Origin of the sequence: Rhizobium sp. 57MFTsu3.2 (assembly GCF_012932765.1) — a bacterium.
Classification (GTDB): Bacteria; Pseudomonadota; Alphaproteobacteria; order Rhizobiales; family Rhizobiaceae; genus Rhizobium; species Rhizobium altiplani.
On the sequence record NZ_JDWI01000004.1, the window covers coordinates 192507 to 217911 of the forward strand.

General features: G+C 60.5%; 22 protein-coding genes and 1 pseudogene. 12 read left to right on the forward strand and 11 right to left on the reverse strand.

Annotated features, from left to right (window positions below; all coding sequences use genetic code 11):
- The first annotated feature begins 450 nt into the window (after positions 1-450).
- Both AF71_RS06805 and AF71_RS06810 read left to right on the forward strand, forming a co-directional pair.
- Positions 451-3906 carry a TM0106 family RecB-like putative nuclease gene (locus AF71_RS06805; protein ID WP_169680493.1) on the forward strand — a complete coding sequence of 1152 codons (3456 nt, stop codon included), beginning with the start codon at positions 451-453 and terminating at the stop codon, positions 3904-3906.
- A gap of 113 nt (positions 3907-4019) precedes the next feature.
- A pseudogene (locus tag AF71_RS06810) lies at positions 4020-4247 on the forward strand (IS5/IS1182 family transposase); the annotation flags it as partial.
- A gap of 177 nt (positions 4248-4424) precedes the next feature.
- Here the strand turns inward: AF71_RS06810 and AF71_RS06815 are convergent.
- The 4 genes from AF71_RS06815 to AF71_RS06830 all read right to left on the reverse strand — a co-directional run bounded on the left by AF71_RS06815 (position 4425) and on the right by AF71_RS06830 (position 9411).
- Positions 4425-5342 carry an MBL fold metallo-hydrolase gene (locus AF71_RS06815; protein WP_169680495.1) on the reverse strand — a complete coding sequence of 306 codons (918 nt, stop codon included), beginning with the start codon at positions 5340-5342 and terminating at the stop codon, positions 4425-4427.
- Positions 5343-5891: 549 nt separating this feature from the next.
- Entirely contained in the window at positions 5892-6659 is a 768-nt protein-coding gene (locus tag AF71_RS06820) for an SDR family oxidoreductase (RefSeq protein ID WP_062369024.1), read from the reverse strand.
- Positions 6660-6847: 188 nt separating this feature from the next.
- Positions 6848-8302 carry a GntP family permease gene (locus tag AF71_RS06825; protein WP_169680497.1) on the reverse strand — a complete coding sequence of 485 codons (1455 nt, stop codon included), beginning with the start codon at positions 8300-8302 and terminating at the stop codon, positions 6848-6850.
- A 23-nt stretch (positions 8303-8325) separates the two neighbouring features.
- Complete coding sequence (locus AF71_RS06830; RefSeq protein ID WP_113161628.1) at positions 8326-9411, reverse strand: patatin-like phospholipase family protein; 1086 nt, start codon at positions 9409-9411, stop codon at positions 8326-8328.
- A gap of 224 nt (positions 9412-9635) precedes the next feature.
- On the opposite strand from AF71_RS06830, the gene AF71_RS06835 reads away from it, so the two are divergent.
- From AF71_RS06835 to AF71_RS06850, 4 genes are all read left to right on the forward strand, one after another.
- Positions 9636-10142, forward strand: coding sequence for a hypothetical protein (locus AF71_RS06835; RefSeq protein ID WP_062369021.1), 507 nt, complete (start codon positions 9636-9638; stop codon positions 10140-10142).
- 97 nt (positions 10143-10239) lie between these two features.
- Complete coding sequence (locus tag AF71_RS06840; RefSeq protein WP_025660666.1) at positions 10240-11154, forward strand: J domain-containing protein; 915 nt, start codon at positions 10240-10242, stop codon at positions 11152-11154.
- Between the two features lie 2 nt (positions 11155-11156).
- Positions 11157-11489, forward strand: coding sequence for a chaperone modulator CbpM (locus AF71_RS06845; RefSeq protein WP_169680498.1), 333 nt, complete (start codon positions 11157-11159; stop codon positions 11487-11489).
- Positions 11490-11540: 51 nt separating this feature from the next.
- Positions 11541-12026 carry a cupin domain-containing protein gene (locus AF71_RS06850; protein ID WP_169680499.1) on the forward strand — a complete coding sequence of 162 codons (486 nt, stop codon included), beginning with the start codon at positions 11541-11543 and terminating at the stop codon, positions 12024-12026.
- 6 nt (positions 12027-12032) lie between these two features.
- On the opposite strand, the gene AF71_RS06855 is transcribed toward AF71_RS06850, so the two are convergent.
- Positions 12033-13238, reverse strand: coding sequence for an ROK family transcriptional regulator (locus AF71_RS06855; protein ID WP_169680500.1), 1206 nt, complete (start codon positions 13236-13238; stop codon positions 12033-12035).
- Positions 13239-13462: 224 nt separating this feature from the next.
- On the opposite strand from AF71_RS06855, the gene AF71_RS06860 reads away from it, so the two are divergent.
- From AF71_RS06860 to ugpC, 6 genes are all read left to right on the forward strand, one after another.
- The gene (locus AF71_RS06860) at positions 13463-14698 is read left to right on the forward strand and encodes an extracellular solute-binding protein (protein WP_062369017.1); all 1236 of its coding nucleotides are present in this window, start codon (positions 13463-13465) and stop codon (positions 14696-14698) included.
- 75 nt (positions 14699-14773) lie between these two features.
- Entirely contained in the window at positions 14774-15658 is an 885-nt protein-coding gene (locus AF71_RS06865) for a sugar ABC transporter permease (RefSeq protein WP_018856030.1), read from the forward strand.
- Positions 15658-16503 (forward strand): carbohydrate ABC transporter permease, encoded by an 846-nt coding sequence (locus AF71_RS06870; protein ID WP_169680501.1) that lies wholly within the window; start codon positions 15658-15660, stop codon positions 16501-16503. The genes AF71_RS06865 and AF71_RS06870 overlap by 1 nt, the downstream gene beginning before the upstream one ends.
- Entirely contained in the window at positions 16500-17522 is a 1023-nt protein-coding gene (locus AF71_RS06875; protein WP_169680502.1) for an SIS domain-containing protein, read from the forward strand. The genes AF71_RS06870 and AF71_RS06875 overlap by 4 nt, the downstream gene beginning before the upstream one ends.
- Positions 17522-18451 (forward strand): carbohydrate kinase family protein, encoded by a 930-nt coding sequence (locus AF71_RS06880; protein ID WP_169680504.1) that lies wholly within the window; start codon positions 17522-17524, stop codon positions 18449-18451. The genes AF71_RS06875 and AF71_RS06880 overlap by 1 nt, the downstream gene beginning before the upstream one ends.
- Positions 18448-19518 (forward strand): sn-glycerol-3-phosphate ABC transporter ATP-binding protein UgpC, encoded by a 1071-nt coding sequence (gene ugpC, locus AF71_RS06885; protein WP_169680505.1) that lies wholly within the window; start codon positions 18448-18450, stop codon positions 19516-19518. The genes AF71_RS06880 and ugpC overlap by 4 nt, the downstream gene beginning before the upstream one ends.
- A gap of 9 nt (positions 19519-19527) precedes the next feature.
- Here ugpC and solA read toward each other — a convergent pair whose 3' ends face one another.
- From solA to AF71_RS06915, 6 genes are all read right to left on the reverse strand, one after another.
- On the reverse strand, positions 19528-20688 hold the full coding sequence (solA, locus tag AF71_RS06890) for an N-methyl-L-tryptophan oxidase (protein WP_169680507.1): 1161 nt from the start codon (positions 20686-20688) through the stop codon (positions 19528-19530).
- 9 nt (positions 20689-20697) lie between these two features.
- The gene (hutH, locus tag AF71_RS06895) at positions 20698-22191 is read right to left on the reverse strand and encodes a histidine ammonia-lyase (RefSeq protein ID WP_169680509.1); all 1494 of its coding nucleotides are present in this window, start codon (positions 22189-22191) and stop codon (positions 20698-20700) included.
- Positions 22188-22964 carry an ATP-binding cassette domain-containing protein gene (locus AF71_RS06900; RefSeq protein WP_025660654.1) on the reverse strand — a complete coding sequence of 259 codons (777 nt, stop codon included), beginning with the start codon at positions 22962-22964 and terminating at the stop codon, positions 22188-22190. Before AF71_RS06900 ends, hutH begins: the two co-directional genes overlap by 4 nt.
- A gap of 28 nt (positions 22965-22992) precedes the next feature.
- Positions 22993-23697: an ABC transporter permease subunit gene (locus tag AF71_RS06905; protein ID WP_169680511.1), complete on the reverse strand. Its 705-nt coding sequence runs from the start codon at positions 23695-23697 to the stop codon at positions 22993-22995.
- A gap of 9 nt (positions 23698-23706) precedes the next feature.
- Positions 23707-24432, reverse strand: coding sequence for an ABC transporter permease subunit (locus AF71_RS06910; protein WP_169680513.1), 726 nt, complete (start codon positions 24430-24432; stop codon positions 23707-23709).
- Between the two features lie 100 nt (positions 24433-24532).
- The gene (locus AF71_RS06915) at positions 24533-25375 is read right to left on the reverse strand and encodes a transporter substrate-binding domain-containing protein (RefSeq protein ID WP_169680514.1); all 843 of its coding nucleotides are present in this window, start codon (positions 25373-25375) and stop codon (positions 24533-24535) included.
- Between the last annotated feature and the right edge of the window lie 30 nt (positions 25376-25405).

Consider the following 25405-nt stretch of genomic DNA (forward strand, 5'->3'; position numbering starts at 1 on the left):
TTAAAGTCGAAATCCGTCATGAAGTTCGACGTGAGGAAGTCTGATTGACATCGGGAGATGCCAGCACGAACATGTGGTCGCTCTCAATCGGTACACCTTACTATGATCGATCGTGCGCCGCGTTATCAAGTCCACATAGACGAGCATGGCCTCTACGCGGTGATTCACACCGCGACGGGTTGTTCAGGTGAAGTTTGGTCAAGCAGCGTCAAGTTGACTCCGTCCGAAGCACTGCAGCTAATAACTCGGCTAAGGAGGCGGCGCACCGGAAAATAAGAGAGCTACTCCCAGGGAAATACCGAAACTACACATATTCAATAAACTAAGCGATAAATCTCCTGCGGCACAGTAAGCCAATGCCATCCTATTGTTTGCATCCGCGCATCGACCTCAACGAACTTCGCTTTCAATAAGCTCGCTGCGAAGGCTACTCTCGCGTAAGATGAGCAAATGAAGACGCTTCTCAACCAAATTCAACTTTCGGCGTCGGATCTCGTCGGCCATCTCAACTGCGAGCATCTTACGTCCCTCGACCTACAGGTCATGTCCGGCGCGGTTTCAAAGCCGGTGCAGTGGGATCCACTTCTAGACATCCTGAGGGAGCGCGGCTTTAGGCACGAGGCAGCCTTTGTTGATCACCTCACCTCAAGCGGTCTCTCTGTCGAAAAGATCGACGGCGTCGGCATCGAAGACGTCTGGGTGGCACAGACCCTGGCTGCCATGCGCCGAGGCCCCGATATCATAGTGCAGGGCGCTCTTCACGATGGTCGCTGGGCTGGTCGCGCTGACATTCTGAGACGCGTCGAGCAGCCAAGCGATCTCGGACAGTGGTCTTATGAAGTTATGGATACCAAGCTGGCCCGGGAGACTCGAGGCGGCACCGTACTGCAGCTCTGTCTGTACTCGGAGCTATTGGCATCCACCCAGGGACTGCAACCCCATGCGGCCTATGTTGTCGCGCCATGGTCTGACTTCGAGCCGCAGCGCTTTCGCCTGGACGACTATGGAGCCTACTATCGAAAAGCGAAGCGGGCGGCGGAAGCGGCGACGCTGGCTGAATCGGCGGAGACCTACCCTCACCCGACGTCACACTGCGACATCTGTCGCTGGTACGATGCCTGCGACAAACGCCGACGCAATGACGATCACCTCTCCTTCGTCGCTGGTATTTCCCGGAACCAGATAGCGGAATTCGCTGAGCACGATATCAGGACGCTCGACCAGCTCGCCCAGATGCCGCTACCCATGAATTGGAAGCCAGAGCGTGGGGCGGTGCAGTCGTTCACAAGGGTTCGGGAGCAAGCGCGGATACAGGCGGAATCAAGGCAATCGGGAGAGCCTCGGTTTGAGCTGGTTGAAGTCCAACCAGGTCTCGGATTGTCCGCGTTGCCCGAACCCAATCCCGGCGACGTGTTCTTCGATCTCGAAGGTGACCCCTTTGTTGGCGAACATGGATTGGAATACCTGTTCGGGTATCAATACTGGGGCGCTGATGGCAAAGCAGAGTATGTATGTGATTGGGCACTCGATCGAGAGGCCGAGAAGGCGGCGTTTGAGCGCTTCATCGATTTCATCGTCGAGAGAAGGGAGGCCTATCCTGACCTCCACATATACCACTTCGCTCCTTATGAACCGGCTGCCTTGAAGAGGTTGATGGGGCGCTACGCTTCCCGTGAAGAGGAGATCGATCAGCTTCTTCGGAATCTCGTCTTCGTGGATCTGTACAGCGTCATTCGAAACGCATTGCGTGCGAGTGTGGAGAGCTACTCCATCAAACGGCTTGAACAGTTTTATGGATACGAGCGCACGATAGCTCTACGGGACGCAAACGTGGCATTGGCGTCGCTCCAAGCCGGGCTGGAGCTTGAAGACATCTCATCAATTACGCAGGGCGAAAAGGATATCGTTCGAGGCTACAATGAGGATGACTGCGTCTCTACCAGGTATCTCAGGGACTGGCTCGAAGAGCGGCGCGACGCGCTTGTCGCGACCGGCGTCACTGTTCCTCGTCGACCGCTCATGGACGAAGCCCCAAGCGAAAAAGTATCCACCCGCCAACGGCGCGTCGCCGAACTGTCCGAACGCCTATTAACCGGTATCTCAGTTGATCCAGAACAGCGTTCTCCACAAGAGCAGGCGCAATGGATCCTCGCAAACATCCTCGATTGGCATCGTCGTGAAGACAAGGCGTCTTACTGGGAAAAATTCCGGCTGAGGGATCTCAGCGTTGATGAACTACTGGACGAGCGCGCGGCGATTTCCGGACTTTCCTTTGTTGAGGAGGTCGCCGGAGGCAAAGGTAAGATCCCGGTTCACCGTTACACGTTCCCGCCTCAGGATACCGACGTTCGCGCAGAAAAGTCGCTTTTTCAGCCCGGCGGCGCTCCGCTCGGGACCGCTCTTGACATCGCCAGCGACCAATTCACGATAGACATCAAGAAGAGAGCGGATACCACCACTGTCCATCCCGAAGCTGTGTTTGTCCATGAGCATATCCCTGCCGACGAGCAGGCCGAGGCGCTTCTGCGGTTGGGCGAGTATGTGGCTGACGAGGGCATAACGGGTGAAGGCCGATATCAGGCAGCTCGGGAACTGCTGCTCCGCGTGCCCCCGCATATCGGTGGCGCGCCTCTGCAAAACGAAGGGGAAAGGACTCTCGACGCGGCGATCCGCATAGCGGCCAAGATGGAACGAGGCGTCCTGCCGATTCAAGGTCCGCCAGGCACGGGCAAGTCGCACACAGGTGCGCGAATGATCTGTCAGTTCGTTGCCGACGGAAAGAAGGTCGGAATAACGGCCAACAGCCACAAGGTGATCCGCAACCTCCTCGACAAGGTAATGGAAGCCGCGCAGGAGATGGCCATCGATATTCGTTGCGTCCAGAAGCCCGAGGCTGGCAACAGCGAGGCGAGTACCGCGCGGCTTCTCTTTGCGAAAAAGAACGAAGATCTGCTGGACGCGATGAGGTCGGGGCAACGAGACGTTGCCGGGGCAACCAGTTTCCTCTGGGCTCGCTCGGACGCCGAAGACGTGCTGGACGTTCTATTCGTTGACGAGGCCGCCCAAATGTCCCTTGCTAATGTGCTCGCGGTGTCCCACGCAGCCAAACGATTGGTGTTGCTCGGCGATCCACAACAACTCGACCAGCCCACCCAAGGCACCCATCCCGATGGCGTCGGTGTTTCGTCGCTCGAGCATGTTCTCGGAGAACGGCAGACTATTGATCGCGATCAAGGGCTGTTTCTCGCCGAGACCTGGCGGATGCAACCAGACGTCTGTGATTTCATTTCCGAGCTTTTCTATGAAGGGAAACTGGCCCCGATCGCTTCATGCGGCCAGCAAGAAATCCTCTCCGAAGGGCCGATAAAGGGATCGGGCTTGAGATACCTGCCTGTCGAGCACTCGGGCAACGCCAGCTCATCGATCGAAGAAGCCAATGCCGTAGCGTCTTTGGTATCCCGGATCCTCGAGTGCGGACCAACGTGGCTGGACCGAAACGGCCAGGTGGCATCGCTTTCCATCGACGATATTGTGATCATTACGCCATACAATGCTCAGGCCCTCGAAATCCAGAAACGACTGCCCACTGCCAGAGTGGGAACGGTCGACAAGTTCCAGGGCCAGGAAGCGCCAATTGCGATCTATACCATGGCAACTTCGAGCTATGCCGAAGCTCCCCGGGGCATGGAGTTCCTCTATAGCGCCAACCGTTTCAACGTCGCTATCTCGCGGGCGAAGTGCTTAGCCATCCTGGTCGCCTCCCCGGCAATCTTCGATGCCGACTGCAAGACACCGAGACAGATGCAGTTGGCCAACGCTTTCTGCAGGTATTTAGAACTGGCCGAAGTGGTCGGCGACTCTCCGCTTCCCAGCCAAAAACAGCGCTTATTCGTCGGCACCCCCTGAAGACGCCCGTGCAAGGATGAAGTGCTGGCTGGCCTAGCAGGCTGTTGAAAAAGGCATTGGCGCATAGGCTCCTGTCGTGATTCACTCGCTTTATTGCGATTTGGAGCTGATGGATGCGTGGCGGCGATGTGAGGACAGGCGAACTCTTCAGCTATGTGGATCTGAAGGCTCGTGTTCGAGAAGATCATCCTCTACGGGCCATCCGGCAGGTCGTGAACGAAGCGCTCGTTTTATTGGAACAAGATTTTGCAGCGCTTTATTCGCCGATCGGGCGGCCGTCGATTGCGCCAGAAAAGCTTCTTCGCGCGATGCTTCTGCAAGCCTTTTATTCGATCCGGGCGCGGTGCGGTGCCGGCTAGCGGTTGGCGCAGTTCATTTGGGACATTTTTGCTGCCTTAGACTGCAGCAGCGACTAGGCCCATCAAGAGCCTAGTCGGTTTTTTCCAGTGCAAGTTCGACCGTTTACGCATGGGCGCTCGGTCGACGAGGCGCTTACGCGGAATGGTCGACCCAAGCGGTCAGTAGTCCCAGAAGGCCGGGACCCAGCGGAAAGCATCGCCATCAACCGCCACGTGGCCGACGGACGGAAACGGCAGGTGCGTGGCGACGAGCTGTGCGCCGGTCTGCGCCAGCTCCCGCAAAAGTCGGACGCGGACGCGGGCCGCCTCTTCTGGGTCGTGTTCGAAACCGTTATACCAGTCGGGGTGTTCGAACCCGACCGCAAACACGGCGTCGCCGGCAAACATCAGCCGATCACCGCCGGACGCCACGCGAACCACGCAATGGCCCGGGGTGTGGCCGCCGGTACGTGTGGCGACCACGCCCGGCGCCACCTCTTGCTCCTCATCGAACAGCCGCAGATGGCTGCGGTATTCTTCGGTGAACCGTTTGGCGGCCGCCCGAAGCGCGTCCGGGAACCCCGGCGGCATCGAGACGCGGGAGAAATCGGGCGCCTCCCAGAATTTGACCTCGGCGGCCGCCACGTGGATCCGCAGGTCCGGCCGCAGCCGTTCCTTCACCCCGTCGACGAGCAGCCCGCCAACGTGGTCCATGTGCATGTGGGTCAGCACGATGTCGGTGACGGATCCAAGATCGATGCCAGCCGCCTCCAGTCGCTTGGTCAACTGCCCGGCCCGCGGCAAGTTCAAGTCCGGGTCCAATCCCAGTCCAGCGTCGATGAGTATGGTCTGCCCGCCACTGCGCACAAGAACCGCATTCAGCGACCAGTCGAAAGCGTCCTGCGGCAGGAACATATCGTCGAGCCAGCCAGCTCGGACGGCAGGGTCGGCGTTATGTCCCAACATGGCGGTTGGAAGCGGCAGTACCCCATCGCTGATAACCAGGACGTCAATCTCGCCGACCCGCACCGCATAGCGCGACGGGACCAACTCTTCGGACCGTGCTCTGGCGGGTTGTGAGGCGTTGTGCTGGGTCATGTTCGCCTCCTCCTGCCCAATCCTGCGGCTCTCTGCTTCTGCCTGTGACATGGTGTGCTCCTATTTTGCGTGATCGAGACATGTCGGTCCCGAGCCCGTAGCGGACGCTAGGTCGAAGCGTATTGGCGGTCGAGCTACACCTGAGGACAGGGCAGCCTGTGCATGGGGAGGACGGCTGCGAAGATTTGGTGGTGGACATGCTGGGCTGAAGGCGTAGGTGCCCTTGCCTGTCGAAGGGCGCCATGCACACCACCCAGCGGCCACGAGCCACGGTCTGCCACGTCGAAGGACGGCACGCTACAATTGAATTTCGCTATTCCGCGGCCAGACAAGCCGCGCGCGAACGCTCGGCAAGGCATACGACCCGGAACCGTATTTGCGGACGTGCAGAATAGGCCGGTTGGACCTGCCCGGTGAATTTGTCCGACCCACTGAGGCTCTGAAATCCGAGGGTCGCCGCTATGCTGTATTTCTCGTACTCGCTGCCATTGGGCAGACGCCTCATGGCGTTGAACCTGATTTCAGCGGGCGCAACGGCGACGGGCATCACTAGAGGCAAGTCGTGATGCCACCGTCGACATAGAGAGTGTGTCCGTTGACAAAGGATGATCCTTTCCCGGACAGGAAGACCGCCGCACCGATCAGTTCATCCACCTCACCCCAGCGGGCGGCAGGCGTGCGCTTTTGAAGCCATGAGGAGAACTCCTCGTTATCCACGAGAGCCTGATTGAGCGGCGTCTTGAAATAGCCCGGCGCGAGGGCATTCACCTGGATTCCGAACTTGGCCCAGTCGGCGCACATACCGCGGGTCAGGTTCTTCACAGCGCCCTTTGTGGCGGTGTAGGGGGCGATGCCCGGACGAGCGAGTTCGCTTTGGACGGAGGCGATGTTGATGATCTTTCCTGCGCCGCGCGTGATCATGTGCCGGGCAACGGCCTGCCCGACATAGAAGATGCTGGAGATGTTGGTTTTCAGCAGTTGCTCCCAGCGATCGGCCGGAAAATCCTCCAGCGACGTGCGAAACTGCATTCCCGCATTGTTGATGAGAATATCGATTGGACCAATGGCGCTCTCGATCTCGTCGATGCCATGTTTGACTGCGTCAGCATCGGTCACATCAAAGGCATTCACGGCAACATCGTAACCGGCTTCTCGCAGAGCCTTCGCGGCCGCCTCCAGCTTCGACGCATCCCGCCCGTTCAGCACGACGGATGCGCCATGCTCGGCAAGCCCCCTGGCCAACGCAAAACCAATGCCTTGTGACGAGCCGGTTACCAATGCTCGTCTGCCGCTGAGATCGAAAAGCGGAAAACCCATCATGTACTCTCCAGTGCATTCGACATGCGCACCCGCCCGAAAGGCTGACGCGGAGTTCAGTCTAGCTGGTACAGCCTGTTGCCTTGAGTACACCTTGACGCTGGGAGCCGATAGAGGCACCGTCGCCCGTCTATCGTCGCGATCGAGTGGAAGCAGCCACGCACTCCCGGATGTGGTGTCGCAGCTGGTCAGAACGAACCAACAAGAGTTCCGAGCGTGATGACGACGACCAGCGCAACAAGGGCGCTTGCGATGGCGGCCATGGCGAGATCCAGGTAACCATCCTTGTGCGAGACACCGCAGACAGAAAGGAGCGTCACGACAGCGCCGTTGTGCGGCAAGCTGTCCAGCGTGCCGGCGCCGATGACCGCAACCCGGTGCATCAGTTCGGGATCGAGACCGGTCTGGTGGGCAATTTCCATGTAGGTCGGCCCCAGGGCATCGAGCGCGATCGTCAGCCCGCCTGACGCCGAACCGGTCAATGCAGCAAGGATATTCGTCGCAATCGCAAGGGAGACCAGTGGCCCTCCCTCGATGCCCAGGACCCAGACCTTCACCGTCTCGAATGCAGGGAGGGCAGCCACAACGGCTCCGAAGCCAACAAGGCTGGCAACGCTCATGATCGGCAGGACAGCCGCGTTGACGCCGGCATCGATGATGGAACGGAGACCAGGAAGGCGGTCAAAGTTGGTAACGAGGAGCGCCACAATACCCGCCGTCAATGCCACAATCACCGACCAGACTCCCGCAACCGCTGAAAGTGTGGTTGAGCCCCACGCAGTTTCCGCCAGATAATGCGCGTCGATACGCGGCAAAACGGCGAACGTCATCACCAGATTGGTCGCAACGACGACCACCAGCGGCAGCGCTGCGATCAAAAAGCCTGGTCGCATCGCCGCATGACCGCCGCGCGCAATTTCACCCGGATCGAAGTCATGCGCGACTGCGCCACGCTCCCGCATCCTGTCGTCATGGGAAATGGCATCAGAGGCCGTCAAGCCAGCATAGCGATAGGTCTCCCCTGCCAGCTTCGCCTTTCGCCGCGCCATCTGCAGCCACCACATGCCGAAACCAAGCATGACCGCCGAGGCAATGACGCCGAGCCCGGGGGCAGCAAACGGATTGGTGCCAAAAAATGGCATCGGGATCGCATTCTGGATCGCCGGCGTGCCCGGCATGGCAGACATGGTGAAGGTGGATGTTCCAAGGGCGATTGCTGCCGGCATGAGCCGGTGCGGAATGTCGGCCGCCTTGAAGAGAGCATGCCCCATTGGAGCAAGGACGAAGAAAGCGACAAACAGGCTGACGCCGCCATAGGTCACGAAGGCGCCAGCAAGCACGACGGCGAATATGGCTCGTCCTGCCCCGAGCTTCTCGGTCATCTTCACGGCAATTGCCTCAACCGAACCACTGGCTTCCATCAGCTTGCCGAAAAGAGCGCCAAGCAGAAAAATCGGGAAGAACTGGGCAATGAAATCCGCCGCGTTGCGCATGAAAGTCTGCGTCCAGCTGGCAAGCAACGGCTGGCCAGCCAACAGTGCGGCAAGCAGGGCACAAAGGGGTGCGAGAAGAAGGATGCTCCAGCCGCGGTAAGCGAGCGCGACGAGAACACCAAGAGCGATAAGGACGCCAACAATATCCATGACGGGGCTTTGCGCTCTGACGTCTATTGCAGGACGGTATCGAGCAGGCTTTCGATGTCAAAGCTCGCCCGTTTTCCAATATCCGTGCCATGGCTGGCGAGAAATTCTTGCGCGGTCTCGCGCCCTTCCTGCCGCAGCATCGAAAGAAACTCCCACTCGCCGTTCATCTTGGATGACGCGCTGAGTTCCACCATGCGCGGTGGCGTTGCAATTCGATGGAGACGTATGCTTGACCATTCCTTCGCCCAGGCGATTTCATCCGGCGCAACGCCGCTTTCCGAAAGCATCCGCTGGAGTATGGCCATCGCTCGCAATTCCTTCTTCAGGCTGGAGTTAAAGGAGATCTCGTTGATGCGATTGAGAATTTCACGTGCAGTCCTTGGAACGCCCGCGCGCTCTACGGGATTGACCTGAACAAGCAAAATGTCGCGTGCCGCACTCTCGCGGACGACCGGCGTAAGCAGCGGATTTCCCGAAAACCCACCGTCCCAGTAGGGATCACCGTCTATTTCGATCGCCTGGTGCAGCATCGGCAGGCATGCCGAAGCCAGCACGGCGTCGGCACTCAGTTCGTCGTTGCGAAACACCCTCGGCAGCCCGGTTCGCACGTTCGTGGCATTGACAAACAGCTTGATCTCAGAGCGCTTCAAGGCCTCGAAATCCACGCTTTCCTCGAGGATGTCGCGGAGCGGATTGATGTTTGCCGGATTGATCTCATAGGGCGAAAACAAGCGGCTCATAAGGTCGAAGAAGAGATAGGCGGGCGAGTGGTCAAGCGACCAGTTACCGGTCATCACGTCAAACGCCGTTCGCTGAAACGGGCTGAACCGCGCCACGTCGCTGACCCGGGCCCAAAATGCCTCGAGAGCCACCTTCGCACCCTCTCGACCATCAAGCGCATAACCATGCGCAAGTACCACCGCGTTCATTGCACCGGCCGAGGTGCCGGTTATGCTTGAAATCTCCAGCCAGGGTTCATCGATGAGCCGTTCGATCACACCCCAGGTGAAAGCGCCGTGCGCGCCACCTCCCTGGAGCGCCAGATCAATTGCGATCGGATCGCGATCGGATCGCGTGGCACGGGCATTGCTGTACGGTCTTGGCGGCATTCGGACCTCCGAGTTCAGCGTCTCTACCTTATGGCGATTATTGCAGTGCAGCAATAGCAGTTCTCAACCGACAAAAATTTCTCTCGATGAGGTCGGACCTCACGACCAAGAGGAATTCGCTTGCGTTACCCCATCGCATTGGGACATTTTGGCCGAGTTCCTGCATTGGGAGGAACTTTCAAGCATTCTGAGGCATTCCTGATCATCTCCAAGGGGAGGACGTCATGAAGTGCTGCCGACATGCTGCTGTGGCCGCGCTGTTCTGGCTGGTCACAGGCTTCGCATATGCCGACGAGGCGCCTTTCCTCCAGTCGCTTGCTGGCGATTGGACGGGCGGAGGCATGATGAAACGCACGACCTCCTCGTCCCCGATCAACCTGAGTTGTAATTTCACATCCCAGGCGAGTGGCGAGGCGCTTTCGATGAAGGGGACCTGCCGGGGGATGATCGTTATCACGCGACCGGTGTCGGCCAATATCACGGTCACCGGAACACAGTATGCCGGTCGTTACGTCGGTCCGTCCGGTGGCGTATCCGGTCTTCAGGGAAGCCGCCGCGGCGACGCCATCAATCTCGCGGTGCGCTGGTCAAAGGTGATAAACGGTGACCGCAGCGCCAACATGACCATCCAGCGTGTCGATGCCAATGCGATCCGCATTCGGACGGTCGACAAGGATCCGGCGTCCGGCCAGCAGGTGGTGACCAGTGAGATCAACCTGCAGCGCGATTAGGTGCCCAGGCCGATACAACCTCTCGTCGGAGCAGCGGCGAAAACCTATATAGATGGCAAAATGCCGGTGATGTCCGCCGGCTGAACCGGAGATATGCATGAGCCGCGATCCATACGAGCTTCTCGGCGTGAAGAAGGACGCCACGCAGAAAGACATTCAAAGCGCATTTCGTAAGCTCGCCAAGAAACTTCACCCCGATCTCAATCCCGGCGACAAGAAGGCAGAGGACCGCTTCAAGGAGATTTCCGCTGCTTACGAGCTGCTGAGCGATGAAGAAAAGCGTGGGCGCTTTGACCGCGGCGAGATCGACATGACCGGTGCCGAGCAGGCGCCGCGCCACTACTATCGCGACTATGCGTCTGCAGGAAACGCCGGCAACCCTTATCACAACAGCGCGGGCTATGCCGACTTCGGCGACAGCGACGATATTTTCTCGAGCTTCTTTTCGCGACGAACACGCGGAGGCGATTTCCATGCACAGGGCCAGAACCGGCAGTATTCGATGGAGGTCGATTTCCTCGATGCCGTCAACGGCACGAAGACCCAGATCCGTTTGCCGGACGGGCCGGCGCTCGACCTGCAGATACCGCCTGGCACGCGCGACGGCCAGACGCTCAGACTGCGCGGCAAAGGCGAGGCCGGTATTGGCGGCGGCCGGCCGGGAGATGCGCTTGTCGAAATTCGCGTGCGTCCGCATCGCTTCTATGTTCGTGACGGCGACGACATTCGCTTCGACCTGCCGATTACGCTGCGCGAGGCCGTGCTCGGCGGCAAGGTGCGCGCGCCGACGCCGTCAGGTCCGGTCAACCTCACATTGCCGCCGCACTCCAACACCGGGAAGGTCTTGCGCCTGAAGGGCAAGGGCGTTCCGAAGAAAGACGGCAGTGCTGGAGACATCTACATCTCTCTCAAAATCGTGCTGCCGAACGGACCGGATCAGCAGCTGACCGATTTCATGACCGGCTGGACAGCTGGCGACGAGCAGGATCCGAGAAAGGGCATGGGAGAATAGCCATGGATGATCTTGAATTCCGCCGTTTTCTTAAAATCGACGTGAGGGTGTTGGAGGTGTGGGTCGAGCAGGGATGGCTGCTGCCTCAGACACGTGACGGCGCTCGCGATTTTCGCGACACCGATGTCGCGCGGGCGCAGCTCATCCTCGACCTGACGCGTGACATGGGTGTCAACGATGCCGGCGTCGATCTGATCATGGATCTCATCGATCAGATCCATGGACTGCGCGGAACGCTTCGCGAAATGCTCGCCGCCATGGAAGGGCAGGACGAGGAGGTAAAGCGCAGATTGCGCGGCAAGCTCGATGAGCTCTCCGGCATCCACGGCCTTTAGCCAATAGCCAGGGAACACGATGGCAACACCTGATTGCCGGAAGGAGATGCAATGACCGAGGTTCCGCATGATCACGACCACCATCCGATCGACTGGCGCGAACATGGCGTGAAGGTCATTCCGGGTAATTCACTCGATCCCAATACCGCCCAGACCCCAGGGATGAACCGGGCGACGGCGATCAACCATGCGCGTGCCGGGGCGGAGAAAATATGGGCCGGCACCGTGACCATCCATGCGAATGCGAAGACCGGCGCCCATCACCACGGGGATCTCGAAAGCATCATCTATGTGGTGAAAGGGAAGGCACGCATGCGCTGGGGCGAACACCTCGAATTCACGGCAGAGGCCGGTCCCGGTGATTTCATCTACGTGCCGCCTTACGTTCCCCATCAAGAGATCAACGCCAGCCGCGACGAGACGCTCGAATGTGTTCTTGTGCGCTCCGGCCAGGAACCGGTCGTCGTCAATCTCGATATCGAACCGGTCGAACAGCCGGAAGATGTTTTATGGATCGACCCGATCCATCGCGCATGAGCGCTTTTACAGCGAACCCTTGAGAATGGCCGCAAAGCTCGGGTCGAAAGCGCGGCTGATCGGGTCGGCGGCAGCGCCAAGCGCAACGGCCCAGGGATCAGTCATTCCAAGCTGGAAGCGAGGAATGACCCGGCCACGGCGATCGGCGATCGATGGCGGCAGAGGGTGCATCGCCTCGACCAGACGTCGCGCCAGGGCTTCAGGCGCACCGCCGCAGAGAATTACGGTTTGCGGATCGAAGATCGATTCGATCAGATGTACGCTCCAGCGAAGATCCATCACGGCTTCTTCGATCCAGCTCTGGATTCTCGCATCGTTCTTCAGCGCCAGTTCGTTCACCATCGCATAGACGCCGGGATCCGCCGGGTCGATCGCCAGGTGCTGGTAGAGCGAGGCGAGCGAGGCACGATGCTCGAGTGGCGTCGGGCTGCCGCTTGCCGAAAGCAGCGCCATGCCGATTTCGCCCGCATTGCCGTTTGCACCGCTGTAAAGTTCCCCGCCGAGGATCAGACCAGCACCGATACCGTAGCCGAGATAGAGGCAAACGGCATGGTCGAGCCCATGGGCGGCGCCAACCATCCGCTCCGCCGTGGCGCATGCGGCCGCATCGTTTTGCAGACGAACGCCAAGACCCGTGCCTGCCGCCAGCGTTTCCAACAGCGGAAACTTTTGCCAGGCGGCCATCATCCAGGGATCGTCACCCGTCGCCTCGATCCCGAACGGACCAGGCATCGCCGCGCCCAGGCCAACGAGCCGCCGCTCCGATTGAGCAACGAGGCCGGCAAGGTCACGGCGAACCTTCTCGATAAGCTCGAGAATTACGGTTGCACCGCGCGACGGCCCGTCGGGAGGCAGGTTCGCCTCGGCCCGCGTGCGTATGTTGCCGACAAGGTCGACAGCTATGGCCCGGGTTATGTGACGATCGATCTGCAGCCCGATCGCAAAAGCCCCTTCCGGCACCAGGCGATAGGGTGTCGACGGTTGCCCCCTGCCCTTGCGAACAGCTTCCTGCGCGGTGACCAGCCCTTCCTGTTCGAGTTCGTCGATGATGTTCGACACGGTCTGTTTGGTGAGCTTGGTGGCGCGCGCCAGGTCTGCTCGCGAGAGTGCTCCATTCACTCTCAGGGCATCCATCATCACCCGCCGGTTATGGGCGCTTGTGCCTTCATGATTGGTGCCTGCTTTTGCCCGTATCGGGCGCGCTTCGTTCATTCCGAATTCCCTCTTGACAGCAGTAGAATATTGAAGAAGAAATAAGTCAAGACAATTGACTTAATAAGGAACCAAAAGAGTTCCAGGGAACGCAAGAGAGTCCGAAAGCGGCTCTGACGACGCTCCGAATCCGGCAGCCGGCTAACCGGCGCCTTTTCAACAACCGATGGCGACGACAGCCGCCTTCGGACAAACGCGTGAATGTCAAAAAACTGGAGGCTGGAATGTTGAAATCCCTGAACAAGACGCTGCTTGGCGCAGCACTGATCGGCGCATCTTTCGCGCCGCACGCCTTTGCCGAAACGACGATCAATGCGCTGTTTATGGCACAAGCGGCCTATAGCGAGGCTGACGTCCGTGCCATGACGGATGCATTTTCCAAGGCAAACCCCGACGTCAAGGTCAATCTCGAGTTCGTGCCTTACGAAGGCCTGCACGACAAGACGGTGCTCGCCCAGGGGTCCGGCGGTTACGACGTCGTCCTCTTCGACGTGATCTGGCCGGCAGAATACGCGACCAACAATGTCCTCGTCGACGTCACCGCGCGCATCACCGACGATATGAAGAAGGGTGTCCTTCCTGGTGCATGGACGACCGTTCAGTATGACGGCAAGTACTACGGGATGCCGTGGATCCTCGACACCAAGTATTTGTTCTACAACAAGGAAATCCTCGAGAAGGCCGGCATAAAGACACCGCCGAAGACCTGGGACGAACTGGCCGAGCAGGCAAAGACGATCAAGGACAAGGGACTTCTCGCAACGCCGATCGCCTGGAGCTGGTCGCAAGCCGAAGCCGCGATCTGCGATTACACGACGCTCGTCAGTGCCTACAAGGGCGATTTCCTGAAGGACGGCAAGCCGGCCTTCCAGAGTGGCGGCGGTCTCGACGCGCTGAACTATATGGTTTCCAGCTACAAATCCGGCCTGACCAACCCGAACTCCAAGGAATTCCTGGAAGAGGATGTGCGAAAGGTCTTCCAGAACGGCGATGCTGCTTTTGCGCTGAACTGGACCTACATGTACAACATGGCGAACGACCCGAAGGACAGCAAGGTCGCGGGCAAGGTCGGCGTTGTCCCGGCTCCGGGTGTCGCGGGCAAGAGCGAAGCGTCGGCCGTCAACGGCTCGATGGGCCTTGGTGTCACCACGGCCAGCAAGCATCCGGATGAGGCCTGGAAGTACGTCACCTTCATGACCTCGCAGCCGACGCAGAACCAGTATGCCAAGCTCAGCCTGCCGATCTGGGCATCGTCTTATCAGGATCCGGCCGTGACGAAGGGCCAGGAAGAACTGATCGCTGCGGCCAAGGTCGGTCTTGCCGCGATGTATCCGCGCCCGACCACGCCGAAGTATCAGGAGCTTTCCACGGCTCTGCAGCAGGCGATCCAGGAATCCCTGCTCGGCCAGTCTTCGCCGGAGGACGCCCTGAAGTCGGCTGCCGACAACAGCGGTCTCTAAGCGATGTAACCGTCCAGGCGGCGCCGTGCCGCCTGGTTTCCACTTTACCAGTCCGATGAATTGAGAGGGCGCCTCATGTCCGGCACCTGGATGACAACCCGCGCGTGGCTATTGATGTTGCCGCTGCTTGTCGTGATGATCGCCGTCATCGGATGGCCATTGGTCGACACCGTCGGCCTGTCTTTCACAGACGCCAAGCTTGTCGGCACATCAGGCAATTTTGTCGGCATCGACAACTACGTGAAGATGATCTCCGGTTCGAATTTTCAGCGGACCCTGATCACGACCACCTGGTTCGCGGTCATTTCGGTTGCTGCCGAGATGGTGATCGGCGTGCTTGCAGCACTTCTCCTCAACCAGGATTTCCGGGGCCGCGCGGTGCTGCGCGCCCTGATGATCCTTCCCTGGGCACTGCCAACCGTCGTCAACGCCACGCTCTGGCGATTGATCTACAATCCGGAATACGGCGCGCTCAACGCCGCGCTGATGCAAGTCGGGCTGATCGACGCCTATCGCTCCTGGCTTGGCGAACCGGGCACTGCACTTGCCGCCCTGATCGTCGCCGATTGCTGGAAGAACTTCCCGCTGGTCGCGCTCATTGCGCTTGCTGCCTTACAAGCGGTGCCGCGTGACGTCACTGCCGCCTCACTGGTCGACGGCGCCGGTCCCTTCGCCCGCTTCCGCTTCGTGATCCTGCCCTATCTCGCGGGTCCGCTGATGGTGGCCCTGGTGCTGCGCACCATCGAGGCCTTCAAGGTGTTCGACATCATCTGGGTCATGACCCGCGGCGGCCCGGCCAACAGTACGAGGACGCTGTCGATCCTCGTCTATCAGGAAGCGTTTTCCTTCCAGCGGGCCGGCTCCGGCGCCTCATTGGCCTTGATCGTCACATTGTTGGTAACGGTGCTGGCTCTCGCCTATGCCACGCTGGTGCGCAAGACCGCAGGGAGTGCCGCCTGATGGAACGCAAGAGCCCATTCTTTACAGCTTTCATCTACGTCTGCGCGTTGCTGCTTGCGGCCGTGATCCTGGCACCGATCATCTGGCTGTTCATCATGAGCATCTCGCCGGCCGCCGATCTGGCCGCCAAGCCGCTCCGCTGGTGGCCGCAAACGGCCGACTTCTCCCGTTACGCCGCCTTGCTGTCGACGATCGAGAACAGCGCCGGCGCCGCCTTCACATCGTCGCTCAGAAACAGCATCGAGGTTGCCGGCATGGCGACGATCGCCGCTATCGCGCTGGCGATTCCGGCCGGTTGGGCCGTGTCGCGAACACCTTCCGTCGGTTGGTCGCTTTCAATGGTCATCGCCACCTACATGCTGCCACCGGTTGCGCTTGCCGTGCCGCTCTACATGGGCCTGGCCTATCTCGGCATGCTGAACAACGTCTTCGGCCTCGCCCTCGTCTATCTGACGATCCTCGCCCCTTTCACGACATGGCTCATGAAATCCGGCTTCGATTCCATTCCGAAGGAGATCGAAGCCGCGGCAATGATTGACGGTGCCGGCCTGTTCCAGACCTGGAAGATCATTACCCTGCCGCTGGCCATGCCTGTTGTCGCCACCTCGGCGCTGTTTGCTTTCCTGCTCGGCTGGGACGAGTTCTTCTATGCGCTGCTCTTCACCTCCGATCAGCGCGCCAAGACACTCACGGTTGCCATCGCCGATCTGGCCGGTGGCCGTGTCTCCGATTACGGACTGATCGCGACTGCCGGTGTGCTCGCCGCTCTGCCACCGGTGCTGGTTGGTCTCGTCATGCAACGCGCCCTGATATCGGGGCTGACAAGCGGCGGCGTCAAGGGATGACAATGACCATGGAAAACACACGACCAGCCGGCCTGATTGCAATTGATCGCGAAATGGCGCGTCAGCATGCGGATGCGCTCACATCCTATGACAATGCAAAGCAAACCGCTCAGGCCATTGCAGAATCGCTGAAGAAAAACGCCAGGCTGCTTCTTCTCGGCATGGGCGGATCTCATGCCGTTGGCCGGGCCGTCGAGCCGCTCTACCGTGCCTGCGGCATCGACGCGATCGCTCTACCGCTTTCCGAGCAACTTGGACAACCGCTCGCGCTCGACGGCCGAACAGTTATTATCACCTCGCAATCTGGCGAAAGTGCCGAGGTGGTGCGCTGGTTCTTTGAAACAGGAGGCAGTGGTGACACATTCGGGCTGACGCTGGAGCAAGGATCATTCCTGGCGCGTACGGCGCCTTCCCTCATCGGAGCGGGCGGCACGGAATTGGCGTTTGCTGCAACGCGCAGCCTGACAGTCTCCTTTGCCCTGCATCTTGCGGTGCTGGCAGCCCTTGGCGAGGATCCCGCGGCAGCCCTTGCCGCACTCACCGCCCCGGAAACACCAAGCATCGACATCGCTCTTGCAGCTCTCGATAACGTGGCGACGGTCGTTACCTCGGGCAGGCGCCTGCAGGGTCTTGCCGAAGCGCTGGCCCTTGGCCTGACAGAACTCTCCCGCCTTCCCTGCTTTTCGCTCGAAGGCGGGCAGTTGCGGCACGGACCGATGGAGATGCTCGGCCCGGCCGTCGGTGTCGTTCTTTTCCGGGGACAGGACAGCACCGCCGGTCTGGTCACGGCCATGGCCGTATCAGCCGTCGAAACCGGCGCTCCGGTCATCATCTTCGATGCATCGGGTGAAGCCCCGGTTGCGGGCGCGGTGACCATCGGCTTCAAGCCAGCTTCGGGCCTGGCTGCAGTCTTCGCAATGCTGCCCGTGGCACAGCGCTTCATGGTCGCCTTCGCCGATGCGCGTGTCGAGAACGCCGGCACGCCTGTGCGCTCGACAAAGATCACCCGGAGCGAATGATGCGCCCGCTTGCCGTCGTCGGAAACGTGAATATCGACCTCATTCTCGGCCCTGCTGCTCCCTGGCCGAAGGCTGGCACCGAGATCATCGTCGACCACGACGAACTGCGCGTCGGCGGGGCAGCGGGCAACAGCGCCCTCGCCTGGGAAGGTCTTGGCGTCGAATTCGAGATCGCCGCCAATGTTGGCAACGACCAGTTCGGTCGCTGGTTGACCGAGGCTTTCGGCAAGCGGTCCGCGAAGTGGCCGGTGCGCCCTGAGCAGACGACACTGTCGGTTGGCATCACCCATCCCGATGGAGAGCGCACGTTCTTCACCACCCGCGGTCACCTGCCCCGCCTCAGCCTTTCCGATGTCTTTGCCGTCCTGGATGGCACGACGCTGTCGGGGGGCTTCGTGTTGCTCTGCGGCTCATTCCTGACGGAAGATCTGACCCGCGAGTACGATGCTTTCTTCGACTGGGCCGACAAGCACCAGATTGCGATTGCGCTTGACACTGGCTGGCCGCTCGACGGCTGGACGAACGAGAATTGCGAGGCCACGCGAAACTGGCTTTCCCGCTGCGCGATTGCGCTGCTCAACGAAGTGGAGTCCACCACCCTCACCGGCCTCGACGACCCTGTCGAAGCGGGGACCGAAATCCGATCCCATATGCCGGAGGGTGCCATCGTCGTCGTCAAGCGCGGACCGGACGGAGCGCTCGCAATTGGTGCGGACGGGCAGTGCATCGCCGCTGCGGCTCCCTTAGTCACGGTTGTCGATACGATCGGCGCCGGCGATGTCTTCAACGCCGGTTTTCTGGCGGCGCTGGCGCAAGAAAAACCTCTCGCTGACTGCCTGCGGGCCGGAACCGCGGTCGCATCACGGGCAATTTCGACCCTTCCCCGCAACTACGGCGGACCATCCACATCTGAGGAGCCCGCTCGATGAGTGCTCTTGAAATTGCCAACATCCGCAAGACATACGGCGATGTCGAAACCCTGAAGGGCATCGACATCGCGCTCGAGAGCGGCGAGTTTCTCGTCCTGCTCGGCTCTTCCGGCTGCGGAAAATCGACCCTGCTCAACATCATCGCGGGGCTGGCGGAAGCAACAAGCGGCGACGTGCGTATCGGCGGACGCTCGGTCCTCGGCGTGCATCCGAAGGATCGTGACATCGCCATGGTCTTCCAGTCCTACGCGCTCTATCCAAACCTGACTGTCCACCGCAATATCGGCTTCGGCTTGGAAATGCGCAAAGTTCCGAGCGCCGAGCGCGACACGGCGGTACGCGATGCGGCGAAATTGCTGCAGATCGAAAGCCTGCTCGACCGCAGGCCAAGTCAACTGTCGGGTGGCCAGCGCCAGCGCGTTGCGATCGGCCGCGCCCTTGTGCGCAAGCCGGAAGTCTTCCTGTTCGACGAGCCGCTATCCAACCTGGACGCAAAACTGCGCATGGAGATGCGCACCGAACTCAAGCGCCTGCATCAGATGCTCAAGACCACGGTCGTCTACGTGACGCACGACCAAATCGAGGCCATGACGCTCGCCACCCGCATCGCGGTTATGCGCGACGGGCGGATCGAGCAGCTCGGCAGCCCGTCGGAGATTTACGATCGGCCGGCAACTCTTTATGTCGCCACGTTTGTCGGGGCGCCGCCAATGAACCTTTTGAACGCTACGGTTCGCGGCAGCGAACTTCAGATCGAGGGCAGCGACATCGTGCTACCTCTTCCGGGCGGACTTCAAGCCGAGCCCAGAGATGGCCAGAAGCTGATTGTCGGAATACGGCCGGAAGCACTTCGACTTGGATCGTCCGGCCTCACGCTACCGGCGAAATGCGAGGTTGCCGAACTGACCGGACCGGAGCTTGTCGTCACCGCTTTTGCGGGCACGCAACGGATCATGGCCTGCCTGCCGCCGCGCACGACTTTGGAGAATGGTCAGATGCTGACGCTTACCTTCGATCCGCAAGCAATCCACCTATTCAATGCGGAAACCGGATTGCGCTGCAGCTAGCCTGGAGCGTTACGCCGATTTGCGGGCCGAGACGAAGCGGTTCATCGCATCGAACGAGAAGGCTGCAACCGGCAAGCTGGTTCCACCTTGAAGCGCCAGGTCGGCGAGAATCTCGCCGACGACGCTCGTGAACTTGAAGCCATGGCCGGAGCAGGGCGACGCGACGACGACGTTCGGGTTGCCAGGGGCAACGTCGAGCAGAAAATCCTCACTCGGCAGCATCGTGTAGCGGCATGTCACGGCGCTGACCCGCGGTCCGGCAGCGGCCGGCACCCGCCTGGCGATAAAGCTATCGAGGAGTGCCGTATCTCTGTCGTTAACGGGCGGATTGGGCTGGTTGGGATCGATCGGCTCGCGGAAATGCGCGTGCCTCCCGACTTTGACGCTGTCCATGCCGATCGCCGGAAAACCGAAGTAAGAGCCGTCTGCCCCCTCATCCCGAAGGAAGCACGGCATGCGCTGCGGTTCCGTCGCAAATCCGTCCTGCGGCTGATACCAGGCGACGACCTGTCGGATCGGTACTGCGTGTTCCTTCAAATCGGGAATGAGTTCGGCGATCCACGAGCCGGTGGCAACCACCACCTTTTTGGCACGATAGTGGCCCTCAGCCGATCGGATCGTCACCCCGCCGTCGCCCGGCTCGATCGCTGTTACCCGTTCGCCGAAGTGAAGAACCGCACCATCCTGCGCTGCAAGTTTGAGATAGCCCATGACAGCCGCCTCGGGCCTGAGATAGCCCCCCTCCGGATCGAGGACAGCAATGTCCTCGTCATCCAGTTGGAAGGCGGGAAACCGACGCGCCACGTCCATCTTGTCGAGGACCTCATGCGGCAGGCCGTGCATCTTGCAGGACGCGCGTGTGCCTGTAACAATCTTGCTGTCTTCAGCCCCGATCTGGAGAACGCCGGTGATCGTCAGAATTTCCGTGCGAAGCCGCGCCTCCAAAGCGCGCCAGTTGCTATAGGCGCGCTGCAGCAGCGGCACATAGGACGGATCTTCGAAGTAGCCCATCCGGATCAGGCGGCTATCCCCATGCGAAGAGCTGAGCGCATGGGCAGGAAAATAGGCGTCGATGCCAATCGTCCTGGCGCCGCGCGCCGCAAGGAAGGAGATGGCAGCGCTTCCCATGGCGCCGAGGCCGATCACGGCAACGTCGAAATCAGCTGTCATTTCTGCTCCTCAGATCAATTCGGGCGGTGCTTCTTGCCGGATAAAGCTACGAAGCGCTTCGATGTCGGCAGCCAACGGGCGATCGTCGGCGTAATGCGGGACGACCTGACGTACCGCACGGTGGATTGCGTCCGTGGCCTTGGCGCGCTTTGCTGTCGACGCCAGGAAGTCATGCGCCTGGGCTGCCGCCATCAACTCGATGGCGACAATGTATTCGGCGTTGTCGATGACCGAAAGGAGCTTATTTGCCGCAGCCGTTGGATGCGCGAGAAAATCCTCCTGCAGGCCGGAGGTAACGCCGCCATCGGTGGAAGCGGGTGCGGCCAGCCTGCGGTTCTCGTTGCTGAGCGCGGCAGCGGTATATTGCGCGATCATGAAGCCGGAATTACTGCCGGCATCGCTCACCAGAAAAGGCGGGAGGTTGCTGATCAGCGGATTGACGAGCCGATCCATACGGCGCTCGCTCATGGCCGATATCTGCGCAAGGGCGATCGCAAGGCTGTCGGACGCCTGCGCGAGGGCTGGCGCCACGGCATGAGCCTCCGACGACACGACAGGATTTTCAGGTGTTCCCGAGACCGCCGGATTGTCGGTGACTGAGGCAAGTTCGCGATCGACAACGTCGGATGCATTGTCAAAGACGTCGCGAGCTGCTCCGTGGGCGTGCGGGACCGAGCGTAGGCTGAGCGCATCCTGCGTGCGTTTTGCGAGCGCGGCTGCGATCAGCCCGCTGCCTTCCAGGCGCCGCCTCAAGGAAGCGCCGACATGCGCGATGCCGCGCGACGGACGAAGCGCTAGCACCGTCTCGTCGAAGGCCGCCATCTGACACCCGCAAGCTTCCAGCGTCAGGGCTGCCACAGCATCGGCCCAGTCGAGCAGATGGTTCGCGCGTGCTAGCGCGACGCTGGCTAAACCCGTTGCACAGGCCGTTCCGTTGACGAGGCTTAATCCCTCTTTTGCACCGAGCACGAGTGGTGCAAGACCAATGGCATCGAGAGCCTCGAGGCCGTTCATGCGCTTGCCCGCCACCGATGCGCTTCCTTCCCCGATGAGGACGAGCGCAGTATGGGCATTGTGCGTGAGGTAACCGGCTGAGCCCCTCGACGGGACATCAGGCACGCAATCGTGCTCCAAAAATGCCGTGAGGTGGCGGATGATATCCGCCCGTACGCCGGAATGGCCATGCGCGAAATTGGCGACTTGCGCCGCAATGATTGCCCGGACCTCGCGGCCCGCCAGGAGTTCGCCGACGCCACAGGCGTGACTGAGGACGATGTTGCGCGACAGCCGGCTTTGGGAGTTGCGATCGACGACCGTATCTGAAAGCGCGCCGACGCCTGTATTGACGCCGTAGGCACGTATCCCTGTCTCGACAATGCGTTCAATGATCCCGCTGGCATTGTCGACGCGACCCCAGGCTGCGGGTGATAGCGCAAGCGTCTCGCCGGCCGCAACGCGTGCAATGTCACGCCAGCCGATCAGTGTGTCGATGGTGACCGTCATTGCCCGCTTCCGAAATGACCGATGAACTGCCGGAAGGCCGGTGACGCGCCTCCCCCGAACATATCGTCCGGTGCGCCGCTGCTTTCGACCAGGCCTTCCTTCATGAAGACAACGCGATTGGAAACATTGCGCGCAAAGCTCATCTCGTGCGTGACGACCAGCATCGTCATCCCCTCCTCGGCAAGCGCGCGCATGACACGCAACACCTCGCCGACGAGCTCCGGGTCAAGCGCCGACGTCGGCTCGTCGAAGAGCATGACTTTCGGTTTCATCGCGAGTGCCCGGGCGATCGCTGCGCGCTGCTGCTGGCCGCCCGATAGGTGCGCTGGATAGGCGTGGCGCTTGTCGGCAATGCCGACCTTTTCGAGAAGCGCCTCTGCCTCGGCGACGCATTCGGAACGCGGACGCTTGAGCACGTGGACCGGTCCCTCGATTACATTCTGCAGGATCGTCATGTGTGACCACAGATTGAAGGACTGGAAGACCATGCCCAGTTCCGAGCGGATATGGTCGACCTGCTTTTGGCTCGCCGGCCGGCTCGTGCCGCCCTTGTGGATCATGCGGATCTGCTCGCCATCCACCCAGATCTCGCCGTCGGTTGCCGTTTCCAACAGGTTGATGCAGCGCAGGAAGGTGGACTTGCCGGAACCCGAGGCACCGAGCAGGGAAATGACGTCGCCATCCTCGGCATCGAGCGAGATGCCACGCAAGACTTCGTGCGTGCCGAAGCTTTTGCGGATGTTGCGGACGGAAAGTCGGGTAACGCCTGGCATGGAAGCTCCAATCGTGTCCGGAGGGCTCTCAGGCTTTCAGCGCCGGCGGGATCGCACGGCGGTGTCGTGAGAGCGAATATTCAAGCAGGGACATCGCCTGCAGGATGATGAAGTTGAGAACGAGATAGATGATCGCCGCACAGAGGAACACTTCCATCGTGCGGTATGTTTGCGAGATCAGCCGCTGTGCCACGCCGGTCACTTCCCATACGGTGACCAGGCTTGCGAGTGCCGTCGATTTCATCATCAGGACGATCTCGGTGGAGTAGGCCGGAAGCGCGTGCCGGAATGCGATCGGCGCCAGGATGCGGCGCACGAGAAGAGCACCGGACATGCCGATCGAGCGAGCGGCCTCGATCTCGCGCGGCGAGACGGCGCGAATGCCACCACGGAAGATCTCGGCGGAATAGCCGGCGGTGCAGAGTGCCAGTGACAGTACCGCACAAACGAACGGTTCACGCAGGAACGGCCAAAGGAAGGAATAGCGGATGAAGCCGAACTGGCCGAGGCCATAAAAGACGAGGAACATCTGGATCAGCAGCGGCGAGCCGCGAAAGATGAAGATGTATCCCTTGGCAATCGACGACAGCACCGGATTGCCGGCGACACGCATCCAGACGATCAGCAGGGCCAGAAGACCACCGAAGAAGACCGACAGGGAGAACAGAGCCAAGGTCATCGGGACGGCTTTGAGCAGGGTCGACATCGTTTGGGCGAGAAAAGCGAAATCCATCGTGTTACCTCACGCCTTTCCCATGGCCGCTGTCGGCATGCTGCGATTGGCGCGCCGCTCTGCGCCATTGAAAACCCGGTCGGAGAGGCTTGTCAGGATCAGGTAGAGGATGCCGCCGACGATGAAGAACAGGAAATACTGTCGTGTCGAACCGGCAGCGACCTGGCTGGTGCGCATCAGTTCCGCCAAACCGGTCACCGAGATCAGTGCGGAATCCTTGAGGCTGAGCTGCCAGACGTTGCCGAGACCGGGGATTGCGAAGCGCAGCACCTGCGGAATGATGATCCGGCGAAAGCGCAGGCCGCGATGCATGCCGATCGCTGATGCCGCCTCCAATTCACCCTTGGAAATGGCAAGGTAAGCCCCGCGGAATACTTCCGCCTGATAGGAGCCGGAGATGATCCCCACAGCCAGCGCACCGGCAAGAAACGACGGCAGCCCGAGGAAGCCCTCATAGCCCATCGCCTTGCCGATCGAGGTGACTGCGGAGGACCCTCCGAAATAGATCAGGTAGATGATCAGCAATTCCGGCACACCGCGAAAGACAGTCGTGTAGACGTTGCCGAGCGCAACAAGCCAGGCCTTGCCGGAGAGCTTGGCAGCAGAAATTATCGCGCCGAGCACCGCGCCGATCGCAAGCGCGCTTGCGGTCACGGCAAGCGTCATCAACGCGGCGAGCAGAAGCAGCGCCCCCCATCCGGTCGAGCCGAACCCAATCAGTTCCAGTGTTGCCATATCATGTTCCCCGCGCCCGCCGCTGTCCCGGCGGTGTCAGAATAGCATGCGGTCCCCGGCCTTGAAGCCGGAGACCGGGACCTCCGGCCTTTGCCGGAAATCAGTTCTGAGGGCTGACGTCGACCTTGAACCACTTCATCGACAGGTTCTTCACGGTACCGTCGGCAAGTGCGGACTTGATCGCTTCGTTGAACTTGTCACGAAGGTCGGTATCGGCCTGGCGGATGCCGAGACCCTCGCCCTCGCCCCAGATCGGGCCAACGATCTCGGGGCCGGTAAAGGCCAGCGTGTCGTTTGCGGACTGGAAGGCATTGGCGAAATACACGGCATCGTCGAAGCCAAGATCAATACGGCCGTTCTGCAGATCGAGATCGCGGTCGGCGCCGGTCTTGTACTCGCGGATCTCCGCGATATCGCCGAAATTGTCGTAAACGAACTTCGCGTAAACGGTCGCGGCCTGAATTCCGATCGTCTTGCCCTTGAAGGCCTCCTTCAGCGCATCGACTTCCTTAACGCCGGTCTGGCCGGGCGTCATCTTGATCGTCGCACCGGTACCGGCTGCATTGGCAAGCGGGCTGTCCTTGGCGGTCGCGAAGGCGGCCGGCGTCGCAGCATAAGGGATGGTGAAGCCGATGACCTTCTTGCGGTCATCGGTGATCGACAGCGCATCCATGATGACGTCGAATTTGCCGGCATTGAGTGCCGGGATCATGCCATCCCAGTCGGATGCGACGAGCTTGCAGTCGATCTTGGCACGTTCGCACAAAACCTTGGCAAGTTCGGGCTCGAAGCCACCGAGCGTGCCGTCGGCATTGGTCATGTTCCAGGGCGCATAGGCCCCCTCAAGCGTAATGGTGGCCGTCTTCCAGTCCTTGGCGGCGACGGGCGCGACGAAGCCCGAGAGCGCAAAGGCGCTGGAAAGAAGAAGCGCGCTGAATTTCATTGGTTCTATCTCCTCTGAAGTGACGATTGA